We start from the raw sequence: 21,458 nt of genomic DNA on the forward strand, positions 1-21,458 counted from the left end.
CTATGATTTGTCTTTTTTGAGTTCTTTGGCTGCCGCTTCCTTTTCCAGGGTGGCATCGACTTTTATCGGCGGAAAGAAAAACGCGGCTGGATACAATTTAAAGTATACCAACACCGATCGAAGTAGCGGAAAAACCTCTAACAAAGGGATGTTTCTCGAACGGAATGCCAGACCTAAAGACAGGCTAAAGCTCACTATAAAGTTGACAAATCCAATGAGTCCCATACCGATAAATGCCCAGATCAGCATGGAGGTACCCACGCTAAAGTCGGCACCAAAAATTCCCATGGCTATATTTCCACTGACAAAGGTAATGTGTCGAATATCCAAATTGAGTCCCAGGAAAACACCGATAGAACCGGTGGTACCGAGAAAAACCCCAAACCACACATTAGACATAATACCGGGCCACTTGGCTTCGAACCAGTTGGCCAGTCGCTTGGTGCGGGCAATTCCGAGATTGCGCTTTAACCAAGGGTGTTCTTGGATGCGGTAATACACCTGATTGTGCTTGTGTTTGTTGGATATATTACCGGAAATAATACCCGATAAAAACAAGAAAACACCGGCTATGGCCGCGTGAAAGAGCGCCGGAGAATCCACCGGACTCGCATCGGTTAAGAGCTTATGCCATTTGGTGTCCACGATATTAACCCCTGTAGTTAAATCAATTAACCACACACCCAGCAGCGCAACGGGAAAAGCCAATAAGACGTTGCCTACAAAGGCTATAAACTGCGAGCGAAACAATCGGGCGAACAATTTGGCAAAGGCCATGTGTTTTTCACCAGTTTGTATATGCTTTTTCATACCATCCTCAATAGCCTTTATGATAGTTGCAGCGGTCATTGCCGGTTGTTTGGTTGCCAAGGTAAAGCCCATCAAATAGATGATGGTAAAACCAATAGCATAATTTATACTGTACAAAAAAGCAAATCCAAAAGCACTGGCATCAGCTTTAGACATCAGGATTTTAATAATACACAAAAAACCAACAATGACCCCCGCACCCATAGAGGCCTTAAACATCTGCCAGTATTCCTTAGCGGATTCCGTGATGTAGTGCTCCCCGGTTTTGGCCGTGTGCTGGGTAATTTCGTAAGACAGCAACTGGGTGCTCTCGCCGATGAGCTTGGAAACGTCGTATTTATAGCAATTGTACTCGATGAGCTTTAGCGCCAAGTATACGGTATTCTTTTTTCGGTCTTCGTATTCATCGACCACCAATAGGGAAATCAGTATGCGTATGCGGTATAATTGTTGGCGTATGCGCAGCAAACTCTGATTGACCTTGAGCGATATGCCGTATTTGGAACTGTTTTTAAAGGCCTGACTGACGAACTCCAAACATTGCTTGTGCAGAATCAACAGCTGCTTGTAATTCAGATCGTCGGAAGTCAGGTAGTGCACCACATCATCGCGAAGGTTTTGAGCGATCATCAAAAACTCGTTTTCAAAGGCTAAAAAAGGACTCTCGAGGTGGTTGTATTCCGGCACCATGCGAATCAAATTGCTCTCCATGGCTCGCCCGCTCATGCGTTGGGTAATCAAACCCATCGACAGGATCAACTCCGACAATACGGAATTGTCTTTGGCCGTGGTAAAAATGTCGGAAAACTCCAAGAGGTCGAACAGGGCAATGATTTGTTCTTCGGGAATTTTATTGATCCACTCCGAGTCGGAATGCTTGTAGAACACCTGATTTAAAATATACTCAAAGGTGTCTTTTTCGGGCTGATAGGGTAATATTTTGGCAAAAAGTCGCTTTTTCACTTCGGGAATAAACTCCGAATCCTGTAAGATACCCGCATCGGAAATCATTCTGCTAAACTTTCGGTTGCTCAGTAAGTTTTTAAGGTAATTCATAAACGCCAAGCGATCAATGGGATTATTGACCAAATGACTCAACAATTCCTCTATAGATACTCGGCGAACGTTTTTAATTTTTTTGGGGCGGAACACATGTACCAGATCGATTAAGAAAAGCAGCTCCTCTCCAGAGTACACCTCTCCATCTACTATATATTTATTAAAAAGCTCGTCAACAGTATGGGGTGAAATTAGTTTATGTCTTAAATTCATTACCTACATTTTTTATTACTTTTACGTACTGACTTTTAAAAGTTAAATTCCGTAATTTGGATTAAAATTACACTATTTATTATAATAACTATGGTTGAGATTGAAAGAAAATTCAGAATCTACTCTTTAGATTTCATGGCGGCGGCTTACCAACAGGACCGCATTCGTCAAGGCTACCTCAATTCTGCTGCGGAACGAACTGTAAGAGTACGCATTAGAGGCGAGCAAGGCTTTTTGACGATTAAGGGAAAAAGCAATCACTCGGGAACCACGCGACTGGAATGGGAAAAAGAAATTTCGCTTCAAGATGCCGAAGCCCTAATGCCGTTGTGCGAAGATTATATCATCGACAAGACGCGCTATTTGATCCATTCGGGCAGTCATCTGTTTGAGGTAGATGTGTTTCACGGAGAAAATGAGGGATTGATGATCGCAGAGGTGGAACTCGGCGATGAAAACGAGGTTTTTACCAAACCCGATTGGCTGGGCGAGGAGGTTACCGGCGATATCCGCTTTTACAATTCTCATCTCTCCAACAATCCGTATAAGCGTTGGTAATTAGTTGATCAGCTCGATGAGTACTTCTAGTACGCCGTGATTTTTATTATCGGTAATATCCATAAAGGCCTTTTTGGAAACATCCAATTCGCGACCTCTAGTAAAGGGGCCACGATCATTAACCTTTAAATCAACGGATTTGTTATTGGCCGTATTGGTTACTCGAATTCGGGTACCAAAAGGCAATGTCTTGTGGGCGGCTGTAGGTTTTTTATTGCTAAAGACCTCGCCACTCGCCGTTGATTTGCCATTAAATTTGTCGTGATAATAACTGATTTTGGCCTTTTTCTTGTATACTTTGGTAGTCGCTTTTCCGCGAGAAGCCGAACAACTACTCAAAATCAGAACGGCTATCAAGGACAAGCCCGCTACCCATTTTAAGCTATTGAGACTTTTAAATATCCCCATCAATTTTTTCAATCTTAACGTTTAACACACCACTACCCTTATGTTGAGCAATCTCCATAAAAGCTTTTTTCGTGATATCTATACCTCGGTTTTTAGAGAATGGTCCTCTATCGGTAATCGTTAAAATAACGGATTTTTTATTTTTGAGATTGGTCACCTTTACTTTGGTACCAAAAGGCAGGGTACTGTGTGCTGCGGTGTATTTATCGTTGTCAAAAACAACGCCACTGGCTGTACGTCTACCGGTAAAGCGATCGTGGTAATAAGAAGCTTGTGTAGATGCTGTAATCATTTCTGTGTCCTCCTCCGCAACCCCTGTTTCGGGCAATTGCAAGGGCGTCATGGCCACGGTATCGGCAGCGATTGCCGTCTCATAAAGCACGGGCGCTGCTATACGTTCTAGGGTTGTTGTCTTTTTATCACTCTTTTTCTTGGGTCGCATCGAGCTGGTAAAACTGCTCAATACCAAGAAAAGAAGTAAAAAGAAACCGGTTTGATATATCCTCATAACGGTGGTTTAAATTTACAGTACTATTTTTAAAAGCTATAAATATACCCAAAAAGCCCTTTCGGGCTTTTTTTATACTGTTAAATATTTCCTAACTAAACCAAACTCCCCATGGAATACGAGATAAAATAAGGATTAAGCCCAAGGTATAAAAGATGGCGAAGAACTTAAATTTCTTGTCGCTCTCCACTGCTCTCTTGTGTTTAGACCAACCGATTGTAATCAATACAATACCGATTATATTGATCAGCGGATGCTCCAAAGCATATAAACGCGTCATTGAATTGCCCATGGCCTCTCCCATACTCACTACTCTAGGAGATACAAAATAAAGAACCAATCCCACTACCAATTGAATATGTGTAAAGATCAATGCGAATAGGGCAATCTTGCGATCGCTTTCCTTAAACGTTCTTTTGGACGTCAATCCAATAATAGCACTGATAGCTGCAACAGCCAATAAAATAAGCGCCAAATATGCAATACCTGAGTGCGCCTGTTTGAGAATGTTATACATATTGTTGTTTTTTGTTTGAACACAAATATATAAATAAGTGTTCAATTAACTTTCACTGTTTAAATGCGGTTTTGCGCAACCGGCAAAAACGACAGGAACAAGGGCGGCAAAACGCCTTATTTAGCGGGATTAAAGCGCATTAGCTCCTTTAGAGCAAAAGGCCGAAAGTTGTATTTTAAAACGATTCTAAATAAAAACGTGGTTTTTAAGCGCCTTAATCCCGGCAGCGCCCCGTGAAACAACCGCCTTAGCGCGGTAAAAGACACCGGATACTCACGCCAACGAGTGCAAACTCATCCAGGCCGAACCCCAGAGCAGCACTTCAAACGGGCTATCGCGCTGCGCATAGCCGCAGAAAATCTACGAAACACGGTTTTTCAAAGCCACTTAGCGCTTTTTGAATTTGCCCCACAGCAAGCTCAACGCGATGATAAATGCCGGTATCAGCACCACGTCTCTAACGCATTCGCGGTCCAAAGTGGGCACGCTCAATAAAACCAATGCAATCAGCATTAAAATCACTATGGTGATCGTTGCCAATTTTCTCATATCTCGGTTGTTTTTTATTCCTCTCCGACTCTTCCTCCTTAGACAAACCCCTTGTTTAGCGCAATCTTAATCAGACCGGTACTGTCTGTCGCCCTAAAGTTTTTCTTCATCAACGCAATTCTTCGATGTACGGCCGCCTCACTGATAAAGAGCAGTTCGCTGATTTCTCGCGCCCGATATCCCTGACTCAAAAACAGCAAGATCTGCATATTGCGCTGTTCGCGCATCAGTGTATTGCGATTCATTTTATCGACCTGTAAAACGACCTCATCGCTGTAAAATCGCCCTCCGGTTAAAACCACTTCCAAGGCCTGCCGCAAAACATCCAAGGACACTTCGCTTTTAATCAGCAGTCCGTCGGGCAAGACCTGTTTGTGTATGTGATACACAAAGAGAATCTCTGAATGCGAGGTAATCAATATAATCTTAGCCGTCGCATTGGCCTGCTTCACCGCTCGTATCCATTCAATACCCTTGCTGACTTGGCGCTGTTTGGGACTGCCGATATTGCAATCCATCACCACCACATCCATCTTCACTCCCGAGTTTAGCACAGCCGTTACCTCGGCAATCGTACTGCACTTATAAAACATCGCTCCCTGATAACGCTTCTGAAGTATGGCTACATAGCCCACCAGTATCAACGGATGATTGTCTATTAATAAAAAGTTCATTTGTTTTGATTTAAAGTCCGAGGTTCCTTAACCGCAGCCCCCCTTAAATAATAATAATCTCAGCCCCTTCCCAAAGCACGCCACTGCCGGCCAACGGCTTGCAGCCTGCGCTAGCTTTCCTTATGGCAATATATCTAAAAAAGAATAAAAAAATATTTAAAATCAAGTTTTTAACACTAAATCGCACCAAACACTATTAAATGTTAAAAATTAAAGAAGATATTGATAATCTCATTTTGCGCTTAAAAACACGGCTTAACACCGCATTATGTGAAACTATCCGAAAAAATCGAGTGAGCTTTAGCTGCAAATCCGTTGAGTACAGCTCCTTAAGCCGTAGCATAAAAGCCCTCAAATATGGCCTAAACGACGACAGTAGGCCGATAAATCGGCGGCTACATCCGGCAAAAGTTAAAGAAGACCAAAAAGAAAAGCGGTGTTTTTTGAACCGATGAGCAAACACCTGCGTGTTACAAAAAACCGATCTGTGAAGTTCAAGCGCTAAGGAGGCGAAGAACGGCCTTAGTACCCGTTGAAGTCCGGTTAAAAGTTCCACGCAAAAGGCTATAGATATTGAAAAGAAGAACGCCTTTTACGTGGAATAAAAAATTTCTAAGAATGCCTCCATGTCAAAGAGAAACATTCCATGGCGCGAGAAATAAGCTCAAAATCGTTTTCCATATTCGACCTTTGCCGCAACAACTGCCTCCTATTTTGAGTTATACCTTCACTCCATCATACTTTTGTCGGTTTGTTTTTTTTTCACAGTATCGCCGAGATTATATCGAAAGAAAAAACAACTGACACATTTACCCTCCATTTTTTTAAGTTAAACAATCTTTTTAGGCTACTTATATCGCTATACTGTTTACCTAAAGTAGCACTAAAAAACCGACTAACTCCTTTTGCTTTTTTTATTTAACATTTAATAGGATGCGATCCTATCAAATGTTAAATCCAAACAGTCCCAAGATATGAGCCGTTGTTTAATTGTGTGATTTATCGTTAAAAACGCCCTACATCAGCAACGCTTAAAACCGGCTTAAATGAAGTTTTGCTTCACGGCTTCGCGTACCAAACCGCCGTTGTCCAGCACGTCAAAAGCCTCTTTCATCAAAGAGATGCGCTTTTGAACCGTACTTCCACTGAGCGAGAGCAGGTCGCCGATATCCTTAATCTTATACCCCTTGGCCAACAACATCAAAATCTGTATGTTGTGCTCTTCCCACATCAATTCCTTTTGCGCAATCTGCGTCATACACTTTTTAACGGTATCGCTGTAAAAGCGGTCCTCGTTTTGAATGCACTCCACCGCTTTGACAAGAACGGCTGCCGTGACATCTTTCTTGATCATATAGGCGTCGGGAAACACCTTTTTATGAATGTTGTAAACGGTTAAAATTTCGTCGTGCGCGGTAACCATCACCACTTTCGCCCGAGGAAAATACCGTCTGATCTCTTTGGCCAAATCCGCACCATCCCAAATACTGCGAACCTCACAGGGCGGCAAATCAAAATCCAAGATAAAGCAATCTATATGGTTTTCTCGCTTCATTATCGCATAGGCCTGATCGACCGTATGCGCCTTGTGGTACGAAAAATACGGGTAAGCACTTTCGAGGATGTGGACATATCCTTCGATGATTAGGGGGTGGTCATCTACAATCAGGAAATTCATTCTTTGGCTTTTTATTAACAAAGTATGTGTTTTTTCCATATAAATAAAAATATAAAGGGCATTTTCTTTGTAAAAACATTTTCAACAGATGACTCACCCATTTATCATTGTAGACCAGCATGATGTGGAGGCGGAAAAAACCCTGGAATCCCTGCGGCTCTTTCCTCATCTGAATTGTTTGGGCATCTTTAAAAACGACGAAACCCTCTTTGCCTTCCTCCTTAGCAAAAAACCCAGCCTGGTTTTTGTAGCAGAAAACGCCTTCCAGAACGACCAAGGCCCGTTGAGCTTTGACAGCCTTGGACGCATACACGAATACCTGAGTAACGACATCTATTTCATCTACCTCAGCAGCTTACCAAACGATGCCTTTCCCGCCATACAAGCCGGTTTTTCCGATTACTTGATCACACCGCTTAAACTGCATTTGCTCGGCAACTCCATCGCGCGCTTTAAAAGCAAAGTCCCCTTAAAAAACAGCGCATACTTGGCCATAAAATCCTATAGCGATTACAAATTCGTCAAATATGCCGACATCATCTACTTAAAGGCCGACAACAACACCACCGACATCGTCTTGACCGACGGGCGAACCACCACGGCGTTTAACACCTTAAAATACTACCAAGAAAACCTGCCCAGCCATTTTGTTCGCATTCACAAGAGCTATATCGTTCACATTGAAGCCGTGCATCGCATTCATTTCAGCCAGGCCAAATGCTATTTAAACAACGGTGAAATCATACCGATTTCGCCCAATTACCGCAGTAGCCTCGAATACATACTCGACCACCTACAGCTGTAAACCCAAATAACGGGTTTCACCCCTCAATTGCAGGGACAGACTCACCAATGCCCCCCTTTCACTTTTAGCCCTTTCAAATCCTTCTTTTTCCCGCTGTGCTGCGCTTTCTTTGTAAGTGTATTTAGCAGGCTACTACACTAATAACCAAACTGTTTGCCGCAACAAGGGAACTTTTAAAACTCGAGTTTTAACTGTTGTTGCCCCAAACAGGAATAGGCGATTCCCCGCTTTTTCACCGTCGCAAGCGCTGCTTGCGCTTTGGATTTTTTTAACCCAACCTTAAAATTATTTAATATGAAAAAAGCACTTTTACTTTTCGCAACCCTAGGCCTTGCCACAATCGTTCAATCTTGTACTTCTGACCTTGAGGAGGCTACTACTCCTGATAACACCACTACAGAAGTCCCTGTGGACAGCTTGGATCTGATAAAAAAAAGAACTTATGACAATGGTGATCTGGGCAAAGACCTCGACAAGAGAAAATAATTCATTTATTTAAAAATAATCTGAAGATGGCTTCCCAGTCATCTTCAGATTGTATAATTTTGAGTGTAAGATTCGTCATCTCAATAACGCTCTATGAAATTCCCCCTATATTGTATACTCATCGCGTTTTTGTGCATCCAATGCCAAGACCACGATAGAAAAAAAGCGCTGACTCAATATCAGCTGTACTTAAATAAGCTGAACGACTCTACGACTCCTCTCCCCGAGCGAGAGCATTACCTCGACTCCATAACTGAGCTGTTCGACCACGAAAACAATACAGCGGAACACCGAAGTCACCTAAAAGAAACCGCCGCCGCAGCCTATAACCAGGGTTACGAACAACGCTATTTTGAGCTCTCCAAAACCTTATACAAGCAATCCGTAAACAAACAAGACAGCAGCCTTACGGCACAAGCGCTGTATTTTATCGGCGATTATTACGAAGAGCGCAACCAGTCGGACAGCGCTTTTTACTATTATTCCAAGTCGCACAACCTCTACCGCTCCTTAAACGACACCCTTAAACAGGTCAAGACCTCTTTGTACAAGGCAGGAATCCTATTTGACGAGGGAATCTACAACGAAAGCGAGGCGGAAATATTAAAAACCCTAAAGCTCTTAAACAACAATACGGAACAGCGGTATCTGTACGAATGCTACAACCTCTTGTCGATTGTTTTAAGCCAAAATTCGCAACATAAGGAAGCCTTATTATACCAATACAAAGCCCTACAAACCCTAGACGAGCTCAAGAAAACGGACTTTAGCCCAAAAGTATTGCGCAATTCCCAGGTCTACTGCTACAACAATATGGGCAATACCTACGACAAGCTCCTGGATTTTGAACAGGCCGAATCCCTGTATACCAAAGGATTGTCGTTTCCGAATTTGAAGCGCGAACAACCGATGTTGTACGCGATGTTGCTCAATAATCTCGGCAATAATTACATGCAGCGTCAACGCCATACAGAGGCCTATCCGCTGTTGATCGAATCCTTGGAAATCCGAGACAGCCTCGACTTAAAACCGGGCATTATCACCAGTAAAATTCGATTGGGCGATTACCACATTCACCTGCGCGATACTACTGCGGCATTGCAGTATTGGAAGGACGCCTATACCTTGGCCAAGGAGACGCGCAGCAATGACGACATCGTCCGAAGCTTGAAGTTGCTCTCCAATTACGACCGCAGCAAGGCCCAATATTATTCCGACTTGTGCTTTAAGGCACACGACAGCTTAAAGAAAATCGAAATGCAAACGAAGAACAAGTTTGCGCGGATACAATATGAAACCGACGAGGTGGAGCAGAAAAACGAATTACTGGTTCGTCGGGTTTCTATGATGGGCTTGGCCGTTGGTGGCTTAACCCTCTTAATACTGGGCTTGATTGTGATTTATCGCTTGGAAGCCAACAACAAGCGCTTGCGCTATTTGCAAGAACAGCAAAACTCCAAGGAGGTCATTTACAAATTGCTCTTACAACAGGACGAACTCGGACAGCAAGTCTTGCTCAAAGAACGCAATCGCATTGCCAAGGAATTGCACGACGGCATTATCAATACCTTGTTTAGCATCCAATTGCATGTCGGCAAATCAGACGACGCTCAAAAAAATCGCTTGATTGCCGATTTAGAACGCGCCTCGGAACAGATAAGACAGGTATCACACGACCTCAAAGACCAGTCGTTTGTTCAATCGAACTTCTCCGTTTTAATCGAGGCCCTGATTGACAAGCAGCCTCAAGAAACCACGGCTTTTGAGTCGTTGATTCCCAAAAACCTCGACTGGTCCGCTTTTAGTTACGAACAAAAAATCAATATCTACCGATTGCTGCAAGAGGCTTTGCAAAACGTACTCAAACACGCACAAGCCACAAAATGCTTTGTTGTACTGTCGGAAAACGCCACTGATCTAATCGTAAAGGTTCAGGACAACGGCATTGGATTTAACAGCGACAAGGTTCACAAGGGTATCGGTCTTCGAAATTTGGAAGAGCGCATGGAAGAATTGGGCGGCAGCTGGACCATCGATTCCAAAATTGGCGTAGGTAGTACGGTAAAGTTTGTGATTCCCAAGAAGAAAACCGAAGGGTAAATCGCCGTGCCCGCTGTTTGACCTTTGCAGCTGCCCGCACCCAAGCCTGCGCGCATCTATAGGCGATTTCACGCAGCGGCTCATCGCACTTGTGCGCGCATTTCAACCCGGGCTCAAACAAAGCCCAGTATTTTTGCTTCGCGCAGCAATCCGCTATGGTCTTCGACCTCAAAGGATTTTTTTAGCACGCCAATTCTCTTGTTCACCATGCCGACACTCACCGCCAATTCCACACTGATTTGACGTACCTTATAGCCCTGATCTAAGAGCATGAGTATATGGCGGTTGTACTCTTGCTGCAAAACCTCCTTTGCCGCAACAGCATCCATCGTCAATCGAACCCTTTTGGAATAGAACACCCCACCGCTTCGAATCTTTTCCCTGGTTCGTTCCAGATGACACCATCTAGATGGTCGATATAGATCAAGCCTTCCGGACAAAACGCACGGTGTATATTGTAAATATCAAAAACCCTGGGAGAGGTGGGTATCAATACTATTTTGACGCCTTCGAACTCTTTGCGGTAGCGCAGTACTAAATCGATTTTGCGCTTGACAATCCTTTTGCTAGCCTCACAAGGCATCTCCATAATTAAGGCATCCGCATAGGAAAGTTCTTCCGGCAAAAGCCCTGCCGAATCAAAACCACTAAGGGTATAATCGGGAATCCGCAAGGGCTTGTGCTTTAAAGCGTCCTCAAGTCGCTCTGCAAATATCGAGCTCTCACTTATAATTTGAACTATTGGCTCCATACTGTCGCTTTTAAAATGACGGCTAATTAAACCGTCTTATTCGATAAAATTAAAAAAGCCGCCCTAATAAATATCAAAAAAACACATTTTAACGTATTTTCAATAAACAATCGGCTGCAAATCCTATTTTTTACAACATAATTACCTAAATTAAGAACGGCATCCCTCCGTTGCAGCAGCAGTCGGCACAAATCGACAACGGCACCCCATTCGGAGTGCCGTCATCAGCAAAAAAAAATAATACAATCAATAAATTACTTGTAAAAGAGCGTGTAATTCAGACGCTTTGAGGTAAGTATTTTGCTGGTAAATCTTTTGGTATTGGTCGGTCAAAAACACCAGAGACGGGTAAGTAACCACGCCTTTTTGCTCGGCAAAATAGGTCGCGAGTTGATGGGTGCCCGATTTCAGTCCCCTTTTTACAAATTCCATTTTGACCTGATTCCACCACAGGGTTTCCCGAGACTCGCCATCGAAAAAAATCAGGTAGTAGTTGTCGTTGAGCTCTTTGATCAGGGCTTGGTCTGCAAAGGTCTTTTGCTTCATCAGCGCGCAGTAACTGCACCAGTCGGTATAGAAAAAAACCAATAGGGGCCGCGCTTCCTTCTGCATCAGCTGCTCGATTTCCACAAAATTTGTGGTGGCTAATTGCGCCGGTGCCGCACAAGACCACAGTCCGACTATCCAAATCCAATACTTCATTTTTTTGCTTATTTGTTCTTTCTCTTATTCGTTCCATTATGCGCTGCTATCCACCGGCTTTGATATCGGTCTTAAAAAACGGTATACCGCAGGCTCAAAAACCCTTGAATACCCTGTAAAGGGGTATAGCTGTAATCGTTGGGTTCAAAAATCACGTCGTTTCTTCCCGCTGGTGGTGCTACACCGTTACCCGGCTCTCCATACGGATCCCACCATCGGGCTATGGTATCTTCTTTGGGCAGGGTATTGAATAGGTTTTTGACTCCTCCGTAAATTTCAAAGCGCTCGTTAAACTTTTTGGTCAGTTGTATGTTGGCCAATACCACCCAAGGGGAATATTCCGGTCGGTAATCGTCTTCTACTCGAGGTAAACGCATGGGTCCGGTCCAATTTCCCGTTAGATCGGTTGAAAAACCACCGCCAAAATCATAGGTTGCCAACAGATTACCCGACCACTTTGGCGCGTGGTACAAACTGTTTTTATCGCCATCCTCCTTGCGATATACCTCCATAAAAGTTGCTCCGAACATCAGTTTTAAAGGAAAATCAAATACGACATCCACGTTTAGAGATAAACCCTGAGAGATGGCATGACCGTCTAAGTTGTCGTAAATGATTTTGGTTTGATCAGTATCGGTATCGGCGTCAATTTTATTGGTGAAATAGGAATAAAATGCCGTGGCGTCGAAGTTAAAAACCCCAAAGGAAGCCGGTAATTTCCAGCTGTAATTCAAATTGGCGTTATAGGATTTTTCCGGATTTAATTCTTCTGCAAACACCACTTCCCGAGCTCCGGTTAGGGCGCGGTGGTCTTCAGTAAAGACATTGACTACCCTAAATCCGGTGCCAAAACTCGCTCTTAAAGCCTGATGGGCCGATGGGGTAAATTTATAACCAATTCGCGGGGAATGTATGCCCTTGTGCACTTTGTCGTAATCAAAACGATAGCCGAGCAAGAGTTTGTTTTGCTTGTTTAAGGTCCACTCATCCTGTACAAAGACCCCCACATTGGGCTGTTTCATCGGATCGTTGGCCAGCAAGCCGCTGTCGTCGTAAATTCCCGTACCGCGGGTATTGTCGTCGTAATAGGTGTATTTATAAGACGCTCCCAAGAGCAAACTGTGATTGGCGAGCTCCTTATCCCAATACGCTTGACCGAAAAACACCTGTTGTTTGGCTTGGTAAGACTCCGTGCCGTAAAAGGAGTTTTGCTGGTGCCAATTGTAGGAAAACTGGGTGTAGATATCGGGCGTAGTCGGCAATTGATACCTCCCTATCGCCTCCACTCTATTGGTAAAAATGCTTTCGCCATACACCTGATCCCCCCCGCGATCGCGTTGGCGGTTCCAGTGATTTTCCCCGCCCCAGCGGTCTTCGTACACATAGCGCAAGGCCATACTCGCGGTACGGCCGTGGGCGCGTTCCAAGTCCCACTTGTTAAACAGCGAAATGCGATCCTGTAGGGTCACGTCGGTAAAACCGTCGTTGTTGCGGTCTTTGCGCTCGCCGTATTTAAAGTAATTTACTCCCAGTAAACCGTGGACGTTTTTACCGGCCTTAAACTTCATGGCGGCATCTAAATTCGTCTCCAACCACGATGTGGTGAACCCGTCCAAACTCAGCAATGGCGCCGACTTGGCATTTTTGGTAATCACGTTGATAATCCCGCCCATCGCTTCGGTGCCATAGAGCGAGGAGGCCGGTCCTTTGACCACCTCGATGCGCTCGATCAAACTGTTGGGTATACCGCTCAATCCGTAAACCGTCGACAGGGACGAGACTATGGGCATACCGTCGACCAGTATCATCGTATAGGGCCCTTCCATACCGTTGATGTGGATGTCGCCGGTATTGCAGACGTTGCAGTTTAACTGAGGCTGTACGCCGTTGATCAGCCGAACTGCATCAAAAAGAGAGGAAGTCGGATTTTTTTGCAGAAATTTTGGCGTGTATATCTCTACCGGCACCACCGATTCCGATTTTAAAACCGGTTTTAAGGTGGCCGACACGACGATTTCGCTTAAATCCGCATCCAACGGCAAATCCAATTGAACAGTCACCCAATCCTTCGCCGTGACCGCAAGCCTTTTTTTAATCGACCGGTATCCGATGTATTCCGCTCGTAGCGTATAAGTGCCTGCCTCCAAATTCGGCAGCTCAAAATAACCGCGTTCGTCCGTGGCGACTCCCACCGCGGTTCCCTCTATAATCACCGCCGCGTCGATCAGCGGTATTCCCCCGGATAAAACCCTTCCCTTAATTCCGGTTTGCGCCGCTACAGTCCAAGAAATTAATCCGCATAAAAGCACAAGTATTAGTGTTCGCATAAATTTTTATTTAATTTGTTTTAAAATAATTTTTAGACAAATCTAAATATTATTTCATTAAAAAAAAAGAATGTACTTTTGTATTTTGTAAAAAACATTATTATGCTGACTTATTCCGAAGAGAATTACCTCAAGACCATCTACCACCTTTCGCTGTTTCAGAAAAAAGGAGTGGCTACCAATGCCATCGCTACTCGGATAGAGACCAAGGCTTCGTCGGTTACGGATATGATTAAAAAACTCAACGACAAAAAACTGATAGAATACCAGAAGTATCAAGGGGTTACCCTGACGGAAAGCGGACTGATGGCGGCCAAAATGATCGTTAGAAAGCACCGTTTATGGGAGGTATTCTTAGTGGAAAAACTCGGTTTTTCGTGGGACGAAGTACACGATGTAGCCGAGGAATTGGAGCATATTAAATCGGAAAAACTCGTCAACAAGCTCGATGCGTATTTGGGTTTCCCGACAGAAGACCCGCACGGCGATCCGATTCCCAATGCCAAAGGCGAGATTAAAACCGTCAATAAATTGTTGTTGTCCGACGTCAAGCGGCATATCAAGTGTATTTGCGTCGGGGTAAAAGATTCGTCGAGCAGCTTTTTACAATACTTAGACAAGCACAATATGGCGTTGGGCAGCGAGATAGAAATCTTGGAAATTGAGGTTTTTGACCAATCGTACCGCGTATTGATAAACGGGGTTGAAGTGAGCATATCCAAAAAAATAGCCAGTAATTTATTTGTAAAAACCACGGAGTAACCTCCTTTAAAAAGCCTAAAAATGGAACAAAACGCTTATAAATCACTCGCTCAGGGACTGGGAATTGCCGGTTTTATTTTGGGAATACTGACCTTATTGATTTCCTTTATCCCGTGTTTTGGCATATTGGCCGTGGTCTTTGGCGTTTTTGCCATAGTGGTTTCCACCGTTGGCTTGGGCATTTCGATCAAGCACCAACAGCCCAAGATATTTGTCATCGTCGCCCTAATATTGGCCGGAATTGGTTGTACCGTCGCCTTGCTGCAGTATTTTGTACTCGCCAAATTCGCTAAGGAAATGCCGATGCACTACCGAGAAGAGCGCAACTACCCCTTGGATACCGATACCATTTATTCCGATTCCGAAGCGGCGTATTACAACGACCAAGACACCATAGTTTATGACAACGCTGAGTAAAACGGCCGTTTTCCAGTACCAAACCGTCAATTACACCCTGTTGCTCATCCTGCTAATCGGCGCTGTGTTCGCGCTTTACAGCCCGCTAACGCCGAGTTGCTACTACAGCGACCTGGGCATCACTTGCCCCAGTTGCGGACTCACTCGCGATTTTAAATCGATTTTACAAGGCGCTAAAGCCCCTTTTATCAATCCCGCTTCTCCTTACTATTTCGCGGCCTTTAGCTGCTTAATCCTATCCAGAGTCACGGCGATTATACGCTTGAAATACCGTCGTAAAACAAACGGGTTGATCCGCTTTGAAGGCGTCGTAGTCGGCCTTATCGCCCTCTGCCTACTACTGGCGCGCCTTTAAGGTTAAACAAAACGCGACTTATGGCCACAAAAAAACCGGAAGCGCGTTCCGGTTTTATATATCTCTAAGCAACTTCTCATCCACAGCCGCAACCGCCGCTGCCACAAGAAGAATCCTTTCCACCGCCTTTTTTAGGCTTCCAAAAAAACTTCTTTAGCAAAATGACTACCGCCACCGCCACTAATCCGTATGCTATAATTTCTTGATAATTCATCTTTTCCTATTTTAATAATTGATACGCAATCAAAGCTACTACATAGGCGAATACCGTCATAAAGACCAACTGAAACATCGTCCATTTCCACGAATTGGTTTCTCTCTTGGTTATGGCTACCGTTGATGCACATTGCATGGCAAAGGCGTAAAACAACAACAGCGATATACCCGTGGCAAAATCGAAAACCTTTTCGCCATTTGGTCGCACTTCTGCCGCCATTCTGTTTTTAATGGTCTCCTCTTCTTCGGTTGATCCCACGTTGTAAATCGTCGCTAGGGTTCCGACAAAAACCTCTCTGGCCACAAATGAAGTCAGTACGGCTATACCAATTTTCCAATCGTACCCCAAAGGTCTTATCACGGGCTCTATGCCCTTTCCTATGATACCAATATACGAATTTTCCAATTGATAACTCGCTATATGTTCTCCTAATTCTTCTTCGCTATAATGTTGGTCTGCATACTGTTCGGCCACGATTTCTTCGGCATTCTCAAACTGTACTCCCGGTCCGTGTGCGCCTAGAAACCATATTATAATCGACAATACGAAAATAATCTTACCCGCTCCATAAACAAAGGCCTTGGTCTTTTCAAGCATGGTATAGAACACATTCTTGAGAATCGGCATTTTATAACCGGGCATCTCCACGACAAAATACGTCTTGGCCTCTGCTTTAATCACTTTGTTCAACACCCAAGCCGCAGCCAGAGCGGCAAAAAAGCCTATTAAATACAACAGCCCCAGAGTCAGTCCTTGCAGGCTCATAAAGCCAAACAACTTCTGGTCGGGAATCACCAAGGCAATGATGATGACATAGATGGGCAAACGGGCAGAACAGGTGGTAAACGGAGTAACCAATATGGTTAGCAGTCGTTCCTTCCAGTTTTCGATATTGCGCGCAGACATGATCGCGGGAATCGCACAGGCATTACCCGAAATCAAGGGTACCACACTTTTTCCGCTCAAGCCAAAGGGCCGCATAATCCGGTCCATCAAAAAGACCACACGACTCATATAACCGGTTTCCTCGAGTATGGCAATAAACATAAAGAGTATCGCAATCTGAGGTACGAAAGGCATGATCCCACCGATACCTGGCACTATACCATCGGCGATTAAATCGGTGAGTTTTCCCGGTTCCATCACCTCCTTAAGCCAAGAGCTCAGGTTGGAAAACGACTCATCTATAAAATCCATGGGCACACTGGCCCATTCGAATATCGCTTGAAAAATAAGCAGTAAAATTCCAAAGAAAATCAGATAACCGTACACTTTATGGGTTAAGATACGGTCGAGACGGCCGCGTAAATCCTTGGCTTTGCTGCTGTCTATCACATAGGCCTTCTTCAAAACCTCGTTGATAAACTGGTATCGTCGAACGACTTCCTTTTGTTGCAGTCTTTTGATGTCGGACTCCTTGTAAGCCAATCCGGCCTTTTCAATAGCCGCACGGTTTAGGTCGGCCAGGTGCAGGTCTTGTGTAAAGACCAGCCACAGCTTGTAAAGCGGCTCTTGAGGAAAGGTCGCCTGCATTTGACTGAAGAATGCACTATCGATTTGCGAAGCGTTTAAAGACGGCTCCAAATCGATGTCCTTATAGGCGATAATCGCTTGTTTTAAAGCGCTGATTCCCTCTTTTCGACGGGCGCTTATCAATACTATTTTGGTCTTTAATTGCTGTTCCAACACGGCGATATCGATGGATATCCCCTTTAAAGCCATTCTGTCGGCCATGTTGACCACCAAAATCGTCGGTATGCCCAAATCCTTAATCTGGGTAAAGAGCAGTAAGTTTCGCTTGAGGTTTTCCACCTCGGAAACCACTACGGCTACATCGGGGTAGAAAGTATTGGTCTTATCCAGCAACAAATCGGAAACGATTTGCTCATCGACCGAACTGGGATTGATGCTGTAGGTACCCGGTAAATCGATAATGGTAGCCGTGATTTCATCAGCGAGTTTGCTCGAACCCACTTTTTTCTCCACGGTGATACCCGGATAATTTCCTACTTTTTGATTTAATCCGGTTAAGGCATTAAAAACCGATGTTTTACCAACGTTGGGATTGCCGATTAAAGCAACTTTTAGATTTGATTTCATCAACAATTATTTTCTAATTTCTATACGGATTTCCTTAGCCAATTCCCTTCTAATAGCAATATGGGCCTCATTGATACACAGGTATAAGGGGTCGCCCAATGGCGCTACCTCCAGCAATTCCACTTGGTTCCCGGGCAAGCAACCCATCTCCAATAGCTTTAAGGGCACATTATCCATATCAAAATCTAGTATGGTGGCTTTTTGGCGCTTACCCAAAGTATCTAAGGTGATTTCCATTTTTATTTAGATTTAATTCACGTTGCAAAAATAACTAATTAATGAGCATAACCTAATATAAGCCGTCATTTATCCTCTTAAAAAAAGACTAAATAATCCTCAATTACAAGGCATTTACTTCGTTTCGTGTTCGTTTAACCACTTGATGTCTTCCAGGAGTTGTTTGACGTTATTGGCTTCGGGATCGGGAGTGTCCAGGTTGGTTCCGTCGTAAAATCCGCGAATCCGCCCTTTGCTGTCGACCAACACAAAATTTTCGGTGTGTACCATGTCGTACATCTCATCGGGTGAACCGGTTTTTACCGCCAAATACGACTGTCTAGCCAGATAAAAGATATCCTTTTTATCGCCCGTTACCAGATTCCACTTGGCATCGATGACTCCTTTTTTCTGTGCATAAGCCTTTAAAACGGGAACGCTATCGATATCGGGAGTGACGGTATGGGACAATAGTTTGACATGAGGCATCTCCTTAATCTGCTCCTGTAACCACACCATATTGTCGCCCATAATCGGACAAATCGTCGTACAGGTGGTAAAGAAAAAATCCGCTACATATACGGTACCCTCATAATCCTTATTGGTGATGGTATCTCCATTTTGATTGGCAAATTTAAAAGGAGCTATATGATGCCTTTGCTTATTGGCCTGATGTTGAATCAGGGTATCGACCAACTCGGGATTGACCATCGATGGGGTGTACACCGGCAAAGACTTGCGCCAAGCTAAGGCATTGTAAAACATGGTCATTATTCCAGCGCACAACAAAAAGAAAAACAAAAAGAAATATCGATATTTTTTAAAGAAGACTGCCATAAATACTTTTTTTGCGAATTTACGAAATGACTTTAAAACAATAGGTTAAAATCAAGCTAAAGGTCAATTTTAGGTTTGCCGCGTATATACATGCGGCTGTTTCCCTATTCGCTGAGGCTTGGCCCGACGATAAAATTCTAAAACACCTTACCCGCTCATTTTTATGGCGGTGCGCATTTCTTCGATTTATAAAAAAACAATATCTGCGGTCTTCGACTCTTGAAGCACGGCAAAACGACAATTAATTGTACGGCAATTAGCAATTAATCCTTACTTTTGTTTAGAAACAGTTTTAAAACTATAAAATCGAAACAGATGAATAAAAAGTTATTGTTGTTTTCTGCTGCTACACTTGCCCTGGTATCGTGCAAGGACAAAGGAGCTGCAGATGCAAAAGCCGAAACCCCGACGGAAAAGCACGGAATTGTTTTGGAATACATGGATAAGTCCGTTAAGCCTGGGGATGATTTTTTTAGATATGTCAACGGTACTTGGTACGACAAAACAGAGATTCCATCAGACAGAACACGTTGGGGAAGTTTTGACGAATTGCGTAAAAACACCGATGCCGATGCTTTAGCGATTTTAAAAGAAGCGGTAAACAATGCGAAGCTCGATCCGAAATCCGATCAGGCGAAAGCCGTTGCTGTATACGAAACGTATATGGATACCCTAGCCCGAAACAAAAGTGGAATAGAGCCGTTAAAACCTTACCTCGCCAAGATTGACGCCTTGCAAAACGCCAAAGAAGCGGTGGCTCTAATCGCGGAATTCAGCAAGGAATCCAGCTTGGGCTTTTACAGCGCCTACGTCTATGCCGACGCCAAGGATTCCAATACCAATACCGTGTATTTGGGAACGGGCCCTTTAGGACTCCCAGACCGCGATTATTACATCCTGCAAGATGCAGATATGAAGGATAAACGAGAAAAATATGTAGCTCACGTATCCAGAATGCTTCAGATTGTTGGCGAAACACCGGAACAAGCCAAGAAAAACGCCACCAAGGTGCTAAACATAGAAACCGCTATGGCCAAACCGCAATTGGATCGCGTAGAACGCAGAGACGACAGAAAGACATATAACCCGATGAAGTTGGCCGAATTGCAAAAACTGACTCCTAGTGTGGATTGGAATTTGTATATCGCCGCTGCGGGCATTAAAAACCTAGACTTGGTAGTGGTTTCCGAACCGCGCTATATGAAAGCCCTGGAAACGATTTTAAAAACCGCTGATATCAGCGATATCAAGGCGTATATCAAATGGAACCTCATCAACGAATCCGCAGACCAATTAACCACTGCGATCGAAAAAGCCAACTGGGAGTTTTACAGCAAAACCCTTCAAGGTGCCGTAGAGCAAAGACCGATTGAAGAGCGTGCCTTGGCGGTTGTCAATGCAACGGTTGGAGAGGCTTTGGGCAAGCTGTATGTAGAGAAGAAATTTCCTGCAGAAGCCAAAGAAAAAGCCAAAGCCATGATAGACAACGTTATCGAAGCTTATAAAGTGCGCATCAACAACCTTCCTTGGATGGCGGAAAGCACTAAAAAAGGGGCTATCGAAAAATTGAATAAATTCACCGTAAAAATTGGCTATCCCGACAAGTGGAAAGACTATTCTAAATTGACGGTAAAAAAAGCAAAAGACGGCGGAACGTATTTCGACAATATGAGAAATGTGTCGATCTGGTCTACGGAGCGCAATATCGAAGACTACGGCAAACCGGTAGACAAAACCCGTTGGGGTATGGCACCGCAAACGGTGAATGCGTATTTCAATCCATCGTATAACGAAATCGTATTCCCAGCAGCGATTCTTCAACCGCCTTTTTACGATTACAAAGCCGATGAAGCCATCAACTACGGAGGAATTGGCGCGGTGATTGGTCACGAAATCTCACACGGTTTTGACGATTCAGGCGCGCGTTACGACTCCAATGGAAACTTGTCCAATTGGTGGACCGATGAAGATTTGGTTCGCTTTACGAAATTGGGAGATGCCCTGGCTGCTGAATACAGTAAACTAGAGCCGCTTAAAGGGTTCTTCGTAGACGGTAAGTTTACCTTAGGAGAAAACATCGGCGACTTAGGTGGTGTTAACGCGGCTTATGACGGGCTGCAATTATACCTAAAAGCCAATGGCAATCCAGGATTAATAGACGGTTTTACACCGGAACAACGCTTCTTTATCTCTTGGGCGACCATCTGGAGAACAAAATCTCGTGATGAAGCACTTAAAAACCAAGTAAAAACCGACCCGCATGCTCCGGGTATGTACCGCGCCTATGTGCCGCTACAACACGTGGATGCGTTCTATTCGGCCTTCGATATCAAAGAGGGAGACAAACTTTACATCAAACCGGAAAACCGCGTTCATATTTGGTAGTCCACCCCCATATAAAGGCCTTAG

At 44.1% G+C, this 21,458-nt stretch carries 23 protein-coding genes; 8 read left to right on the forward strand and 15 right to left on the reverse strand.

Annotated features, from left to right (window positions below; translation table 11 throughout):
* Positions 1-2,082 carry a recombinase gene (locus ACQZ43_RS03035; RefSeq protein ID WP_430614396.1) on the reverse strand — a complete coding sequence of 694 codons (2,082 nt, stop codon included), beginning with the start codon at positions 2,080-2,082 and terminating at the stop codon, positions 1-3.
* 90 nt (positions 2,083-2,172) lie between these two features.
* On the opposite strand from ACQZ43_RS03035, the gene ACQZ43_RS03040 reads away from it, so the two are divergent.
* Positions 2,173-2,640: a CYTH domain-containing protein gene (locus tag ACQZ43_RS03040; RefSeq protein ID WP_430614397.1), complete on the forward strand. Its 468-nt coding sequence runs from the start codon at positions 2,173-2,175 to the stop codon at positions 2,638-2,640.
* On the opposite strand, the gene ACQZ43_RS03045 is transcribed toward ACQZ43_RS03040, so the two are convergent.
* The 6 genes from ACQZ43_RS03045 to ACQZ43_RS03070 all read right to left on the reverse strand — a co-directional run bounded on the left by ACQZ43_RS03045 (position 2,641) and on the right by ACQZ43_RS03070 (position 6,974).
* Positions 2,641-3,048, reverse strand: coding sequence for a septal ring lytic transglycosylase RlpA family protein (locus ACQZ43_RS03045; protein WP_430614398.1), 408 nt, complete (start codon positions 3,046-3,048; stop codon positions 2,641-2,643).
* Positions 3,035-3,556 carry a septal ring lytic transglycosylase RlpA family protein gene (locus tag ACQZ43_RS03050; RefSeq protein WP_430614399.1) on the reverse strand — a complete coding sequence of 174 codons (522 nt, stop codon included), beginning with the start codon at positions 3,554-3,556 and terminating at the stop codon, positions 3,035-3,037. Before ACQZ43_RS03050 ends, ACQZ43_RS03045 begins: the two co-directional genes overlap by 14 nt.
* Before the next feature lie 91 nt (positions 3,557-3,647).
* Entirely contained in the window at positions 3,648-4,073 is a 426-nt protein-coding gene (locus ACQZ43_RS03055; protein ID WP_430614401.1) for a hypothetical protein, read from the reverse strand.
* A gap of 387 nt (positions 4,074-4,460) precedes the next feature.
* Positions 4,461-4,622, reverse strand: coding sequence for a hypothetical protein (locus ACQZ43_RS03060; RefSeq protein ID WP_430614402.1), 162 nt, complete (start codon positions 4,620-4,622; stop codon positions 4,461-4,463).
* A 38-nt stretch (positions 4,623-4,660) separates the two neighbouring features.
* On the reverse strand, positions 4,661-5,296 hold the full coding sequence (locus ACQZ43_RS03065) for a response regulator (RefSeq protein WP_430614403.1): 636 nt from the start codon (positions 5,294-5,296) through the stop codon (positions 4,661-4,663).
* A gap of 1,042 nt (positions 5,297-6,338) precedes the next feature.
* On the reverse strand, positions 6,339-6,974 hold the full coding sequence (locus ACQZ43_RS03070) for a response regulator (RefSeq protein WP_430614404.1): 636 nt from the start codon (positions 6,972-6,974) through the stop codon (positions 6,339-6,341).
* An 88-nt stretch (positions 6,975-7,062) separates the two neighbouring features.
* On the opposite strand from ACQZ43_RS03070, the gene ACQZ43_RS03075 reads away from it, so the two are divergent.
* From ACQZ43_RS03075 to ACQZ43_RS03085, 3 genes are all read left to right on the forward strand, one after another.
* Entirely contained in the window at positions 7,063-7,779 is a 717-nt protein-coding gene (locus ACQZ43_RS03075) for a LytR/AlgR family response regulator transcription factor (protein ID WP_430614405.1), read from the forward strand.
* Between the two features lie 294 nt (positions 7,780-8,073).
* Positions 8,074-8,265 carry a hypothetical protein gene (locus tag ACQZ43_RS03080; RefSeq protein WP_430614406.1) on the forward strand — a complete coding sequence of 64 codons (192 nt, stop codon included), beginning with the start codon at positions 8,074-8,076 and terminating at the stop codon, positions 8,263-8,265.
* 93 nt (positions 8,266-8,358) lie between these two features.
* Positions 8,359-10,365, forward strand: coding sequence for a tetratricopeptide repeat-containing sensor histidine kinase (locus ACQZ43_RS03085; RefSeq protein ID WP_430614407.1), 2,007 nt, complete (start codon positions 8,359-8,361; stop codon positions 10,363-10,365).
* A 113-nt stretch (positions 10,366-10,478) separates the two neighbouring features.
* Here ACQZ43_RS03085 and ACQZ43_RS03090 read toward each other — a convergent pair whose 3' ends face one another.
* The 4 genes from ACQZ43_RS03090 to ACQZ43_RS03105 form a co-directional block, all read right to left on the reverse strand.
* Positions 10,479-10,694, reverse strand: coding sequence for a hypothetical protein (locus ACQZ43_RS03090; protein WP_430614408.1), 216 nt, complete (start codon positions 10,692-10,694; stop codon positions 10,479-10,481).
* Between the two features lie 2 nt (positions 10,695-10,696).
* Positions 10,697-11,116, reverse strand: a complete 420-nt coding sequence (locus tag ACQZ43_RS03095) for a hypothetical protein (protein ID WP_430614409.1) — start codon at positions 11,114-11,116, stop codon at positions 10,697-10,699.
* Positions 11,117-11,362: 246 nt separating this feature from the next.
* The gene (locus ACQZ43_RS03100) at positions 11,363-11,818 is read right to left on the reverse strand and encodes a thioredoxin family protein (RefSeq protein WP_430614410.1); all 456 of its coding nucleotides are present in this window, start codon (positions 11,816-11,818) and stop codon (positions 11,363-11,365) included.
* A gap of 71 nt (positions 11,819-11,889) precedes the next feature.
* Positions 11,890-14,145 (reverse strand): TonB-dependent receptor, encoded by a 2,256-nt coding sequence (locus ACQZ43_RS03105; protein WP_430614412.1) that lies wholly within the window; start codon positions 14,143-14,145, stop codon positions 11,890-11,892.
* 102 nt (positions 14,146-14,247) lie between these two features.
* On the opposite strand from ACQZ43_RS03105, the gene ACQZ43_RS03110 reads away from it, so the two are divergent.
* From ACQZ43_RS03110 to ACQZ43_RS03120, 3 genes are read left to right on the forward strand one after another with little or no spacing between them, the layout of a single operon-like run.
* Entirely contained in the window at positions 14,248-14,907 is a 660-nt protein-coding gene (locus ACQZ43_RS03110) for a metal-dependent transcriptional regulator (RefSeq protein WP_430614413.1), read from the forward strand.
* 21 nt (positions 14,908-14,928) lie between these two features.
* Positions 14,929-15,324, forward strand: a complete 396-nt coding sequence (locus tag ACQZ43_RS03115) for a hypothetical protein (protein ID WP_430614415.1) — start codon at positions 14,929-14,931, stop codon at positions 15,322-15,324.
* Positions 15,308-15,679 (forward strand): hypothetical protein, encoded by a 372-nt coding sequence (locus tag ACQZ43_RS03120; RefSeq protein ID WP_430614416.1) that lies wholly within the window; start codon positions 15,308-15,310, stop codon positions 15,677-15,679. Before ACQZ43_RS03115 ends, ACQZ43_RS03120 begins: the two co-directional genes overlap by 17 nt.
* Positions 15,680-15,755: 76 nt before the next feature.
* Here the strand turns inward: ACQZ43_RS03120 and ACQZ43_RS03125 are convergent, their stop codons facing one another.
* The 4 genes from ACQZ43_RS03125 to ACQZ43_RS03140 form a co-directional block, all read right to left on the reverse strand.
* Positions 15,756-15,893 (reverse strand): FeoB-associated Cys-rich membrane protein, encoded by a 138-nt coding sequence (locus ACQZ43_RS03125; RefSeq protein ID WP_430614417.1) that lies wholly within the window; start codon positions 15,891-15,893, stop codon positions 15,756-15,758.
* A gap of 6 nt (positions 15,894-15,899) precedes the next feature.
* On the reverse strand, positions 15,900-17,996 hold the full coding sequence (feoB, locus tag ACQZ43_RS03130) for a ferrous iron transport protein B (protein WP_430614418.1): 2,097 nt from the start codon (positions 17,994-17,996) through the stop codon (positions 15,900-15,902).
* Between the two features lie 6 nt (positions 17,997-18,002).
* The gene (locus tag ACQZ43_RS03135; RefSeq protein ID WP_430614419.1) at positions 18,003-18,233 is read right to left on the reverse strand and encodes a FeoA family protein; all 231 of its coding nucleotides are present in this window, start codon (positions 18,231-18,233) and stop codon (positions 18,003-18,005) included.
* 114 nt (positions 18,234-18,347) lie between these two features.
* Positions 18,348-19,049 (reverse strand): SCO family protein, encoded by a 702-nt coding sequence (locus tag ACQZ43_RS03140; RefSeq protein ID WP_430614420.1) that lies wholly within the window; start codon positions 19,047-19,049, stop codon positions 18,348-18,350.
* 315 nt (positions 19,050-19,364) lie between these two features.
* On the opposite strand from ACQZ43_RS03140, the gene ACQZ43_RS03145 reads away from it, so the two are divergent.
* Entirely contained in the window at positions 19,365-21,434 is a 2,070-nt protein-coding gene (locus ACQZ43_RS03145) for a M13 family metallopeptidase (RefSeq protein ID WP_430614421.1), read from the forward strand.
* Positions 21,435-21,458: the final 24 nt, after the last annotated feature.

Origin of the sequence: Flavobacterium sp. JP2137 (assembly GCF_050562195.1) — a bacterium.
Lineage (GTDB): Bacteria > Bacteroidota > Bacteroidia > Flavobacteriales > Flavobacteriaceae > Flavobacterium.

Coding starts and splice junctions, on each gene's coding strand:
- ACQZ43_RS03035 (WP_430614396.1), bottom strand. CDS start 2,082: ATGAATTTAAGACATAAACTAATTTCACCCCATACTGTTGACGAGCTT.
- ACQZ43_RS03040 (WP_430614397.1), top strand. CDS start 2,173: ATGGTTGAGATTGAAAGAAAATTCAGAATCTACTCTTTAGATTTCATG.
- ACQZ43_RS03045 (WP_430614398.1), bottom strand. CDS start 3,048: ATGGGGATATTTAAAAGTCTCAATAGCTTAAAATGGGTAGCGGGCTTG.
- ACQZ43_RS03050 (WP_430614399.1), bottom strand. CDS start 3,556: ATGAGGATATATCAAACCGGTTTCTTTTTACTTCTTTTCTTGGTATTG.
- ACQZ43_RS03055 (WP_430614401.1), bottom strand. CDS start 4,073: ATGTATAACATTCTCAAACAGGCGCACTCAGGTATTGCATATTTGGCG.
- ACQZ43_RS03060 (WP_430614402.1), bottom strand. CDS start 4,622: ATGAGAAAATTGGCAACGATCACCATAGTGATTTTAATGCTGATTGCA.
- ACQZ43_RS03065 (WP_430614403.1), bottom strand. CDS start 5,296: ATGAACTTTTTATTAATAGACAATCATCCGTTGATACTGGTGGGCTAT.
- ACQZ43_RS03070 (WP_430614404.1), bottom strand. CDS start 6,974: ATGAATTTCCTGATTGTAGATGACCACCCCCTAATCATCGAAGGATAT.
- ACQZ43_RS03075 (WP_430614405.1), top strand. CDS start 7,063: ATGACTCACCCATTTATCATTGTAGACCAGCATGATGTGGAGGCGGAA.
- ACQZ43_RS03080 (WP_430614406.1), top strand. CDS start 8,074: ATGAAAAAAGCACTTTTACTTTTCGCAACCCTAGGCCTTGCCACAATC.
- ACQZ43_RS03085 (WP_430614407.1), top strand. CDS start 8,359: ATGAAATTCCCCCTATATTGTATACTCATCGCGTTTTTGTGCATCCAA.
- ACQZ43_RS03090 (WP_430614408.1), bottom strand. CDS start 10,694: ATGGATGCTGTTGCGGCAAAGGAGGTTTTGCAGCAAGAGTACAACCGC.
- ACQZ43_RS03095 (WP_430614409.1), bottom strand. CDS start 11,116: ATGGAGCCAATAGTTCAAATTATAAGTGAGAGCTCGATATTTGCAGAG.
- ACQZ43_RS03100 (WP_430614410.1), bottom strand. CDS start 11,818: ATGAAGTATTGGATTTGGATAGTCGGACTGTGGTCTTGTGCGGCACCG.
- ACQZ43_RS03105 (WP_430614412.1), bottom strand. CDS start 14,145: ATGCGAACACTAATACTTGTGCTTTTATGCGGATTAATTTCTTGGACT.
- ACQZ43_RS03110 (WP_430614413.1), top strand. CDS start 14,248: ATGCTGACTTATTCCGAAGAGAATTACCTCAAGACCATCTACCACCTT.
- ACQZ43_RS03115 (WP_430614415.1), top strand. CDS start 14,929: ATGGAACAAAACGCTTATAAATCACTCGCTCAGGGACTGGGAATTGCC.
- ACQZ43_RS03120 (WP_430614416.1), top strand. CDS start 15,308: ATGACAACGCTGAGTAAAACGGCCGTTTTCCAGTACCAAACCGTCAAT.
- ACQZ43_RS03125 (WP_430614417.1), bottom strand. CDS start 15,893: ATGAATTATCAAGAAATTATAGCATACGGATTAGTGGCGGTGGCGGTA.
- feoB (WP_430614418.1), bottom strand. CDS start 17,996: ATGAAATCAAATCTAAAAGTTGCTTTAATCGGCAATCCCAACGTTGGT.
- ACQZ43_RS03135 (WP_430614419.1), bottom strand. CDS start 18,233: ATGGAAATCACCTTAGATACTTTGGGTAAGCGCCAAAAAGCCACCATA.
- ACQZ43_RS03140 (WP_430614420.1), bottom strand. CDS start 19,049: ATGGCAGTCTTCTTTAAAAAATATCGATATTTCTTTTTGTTTTTCTTT.
- ACQZ43_RS03145 (WP_430614421.1), top strand. CDS start 19,365: ATGAATAAAAAGTTATTGTTGTTTTCTGCTGCTACACTTGCCCTGGTA.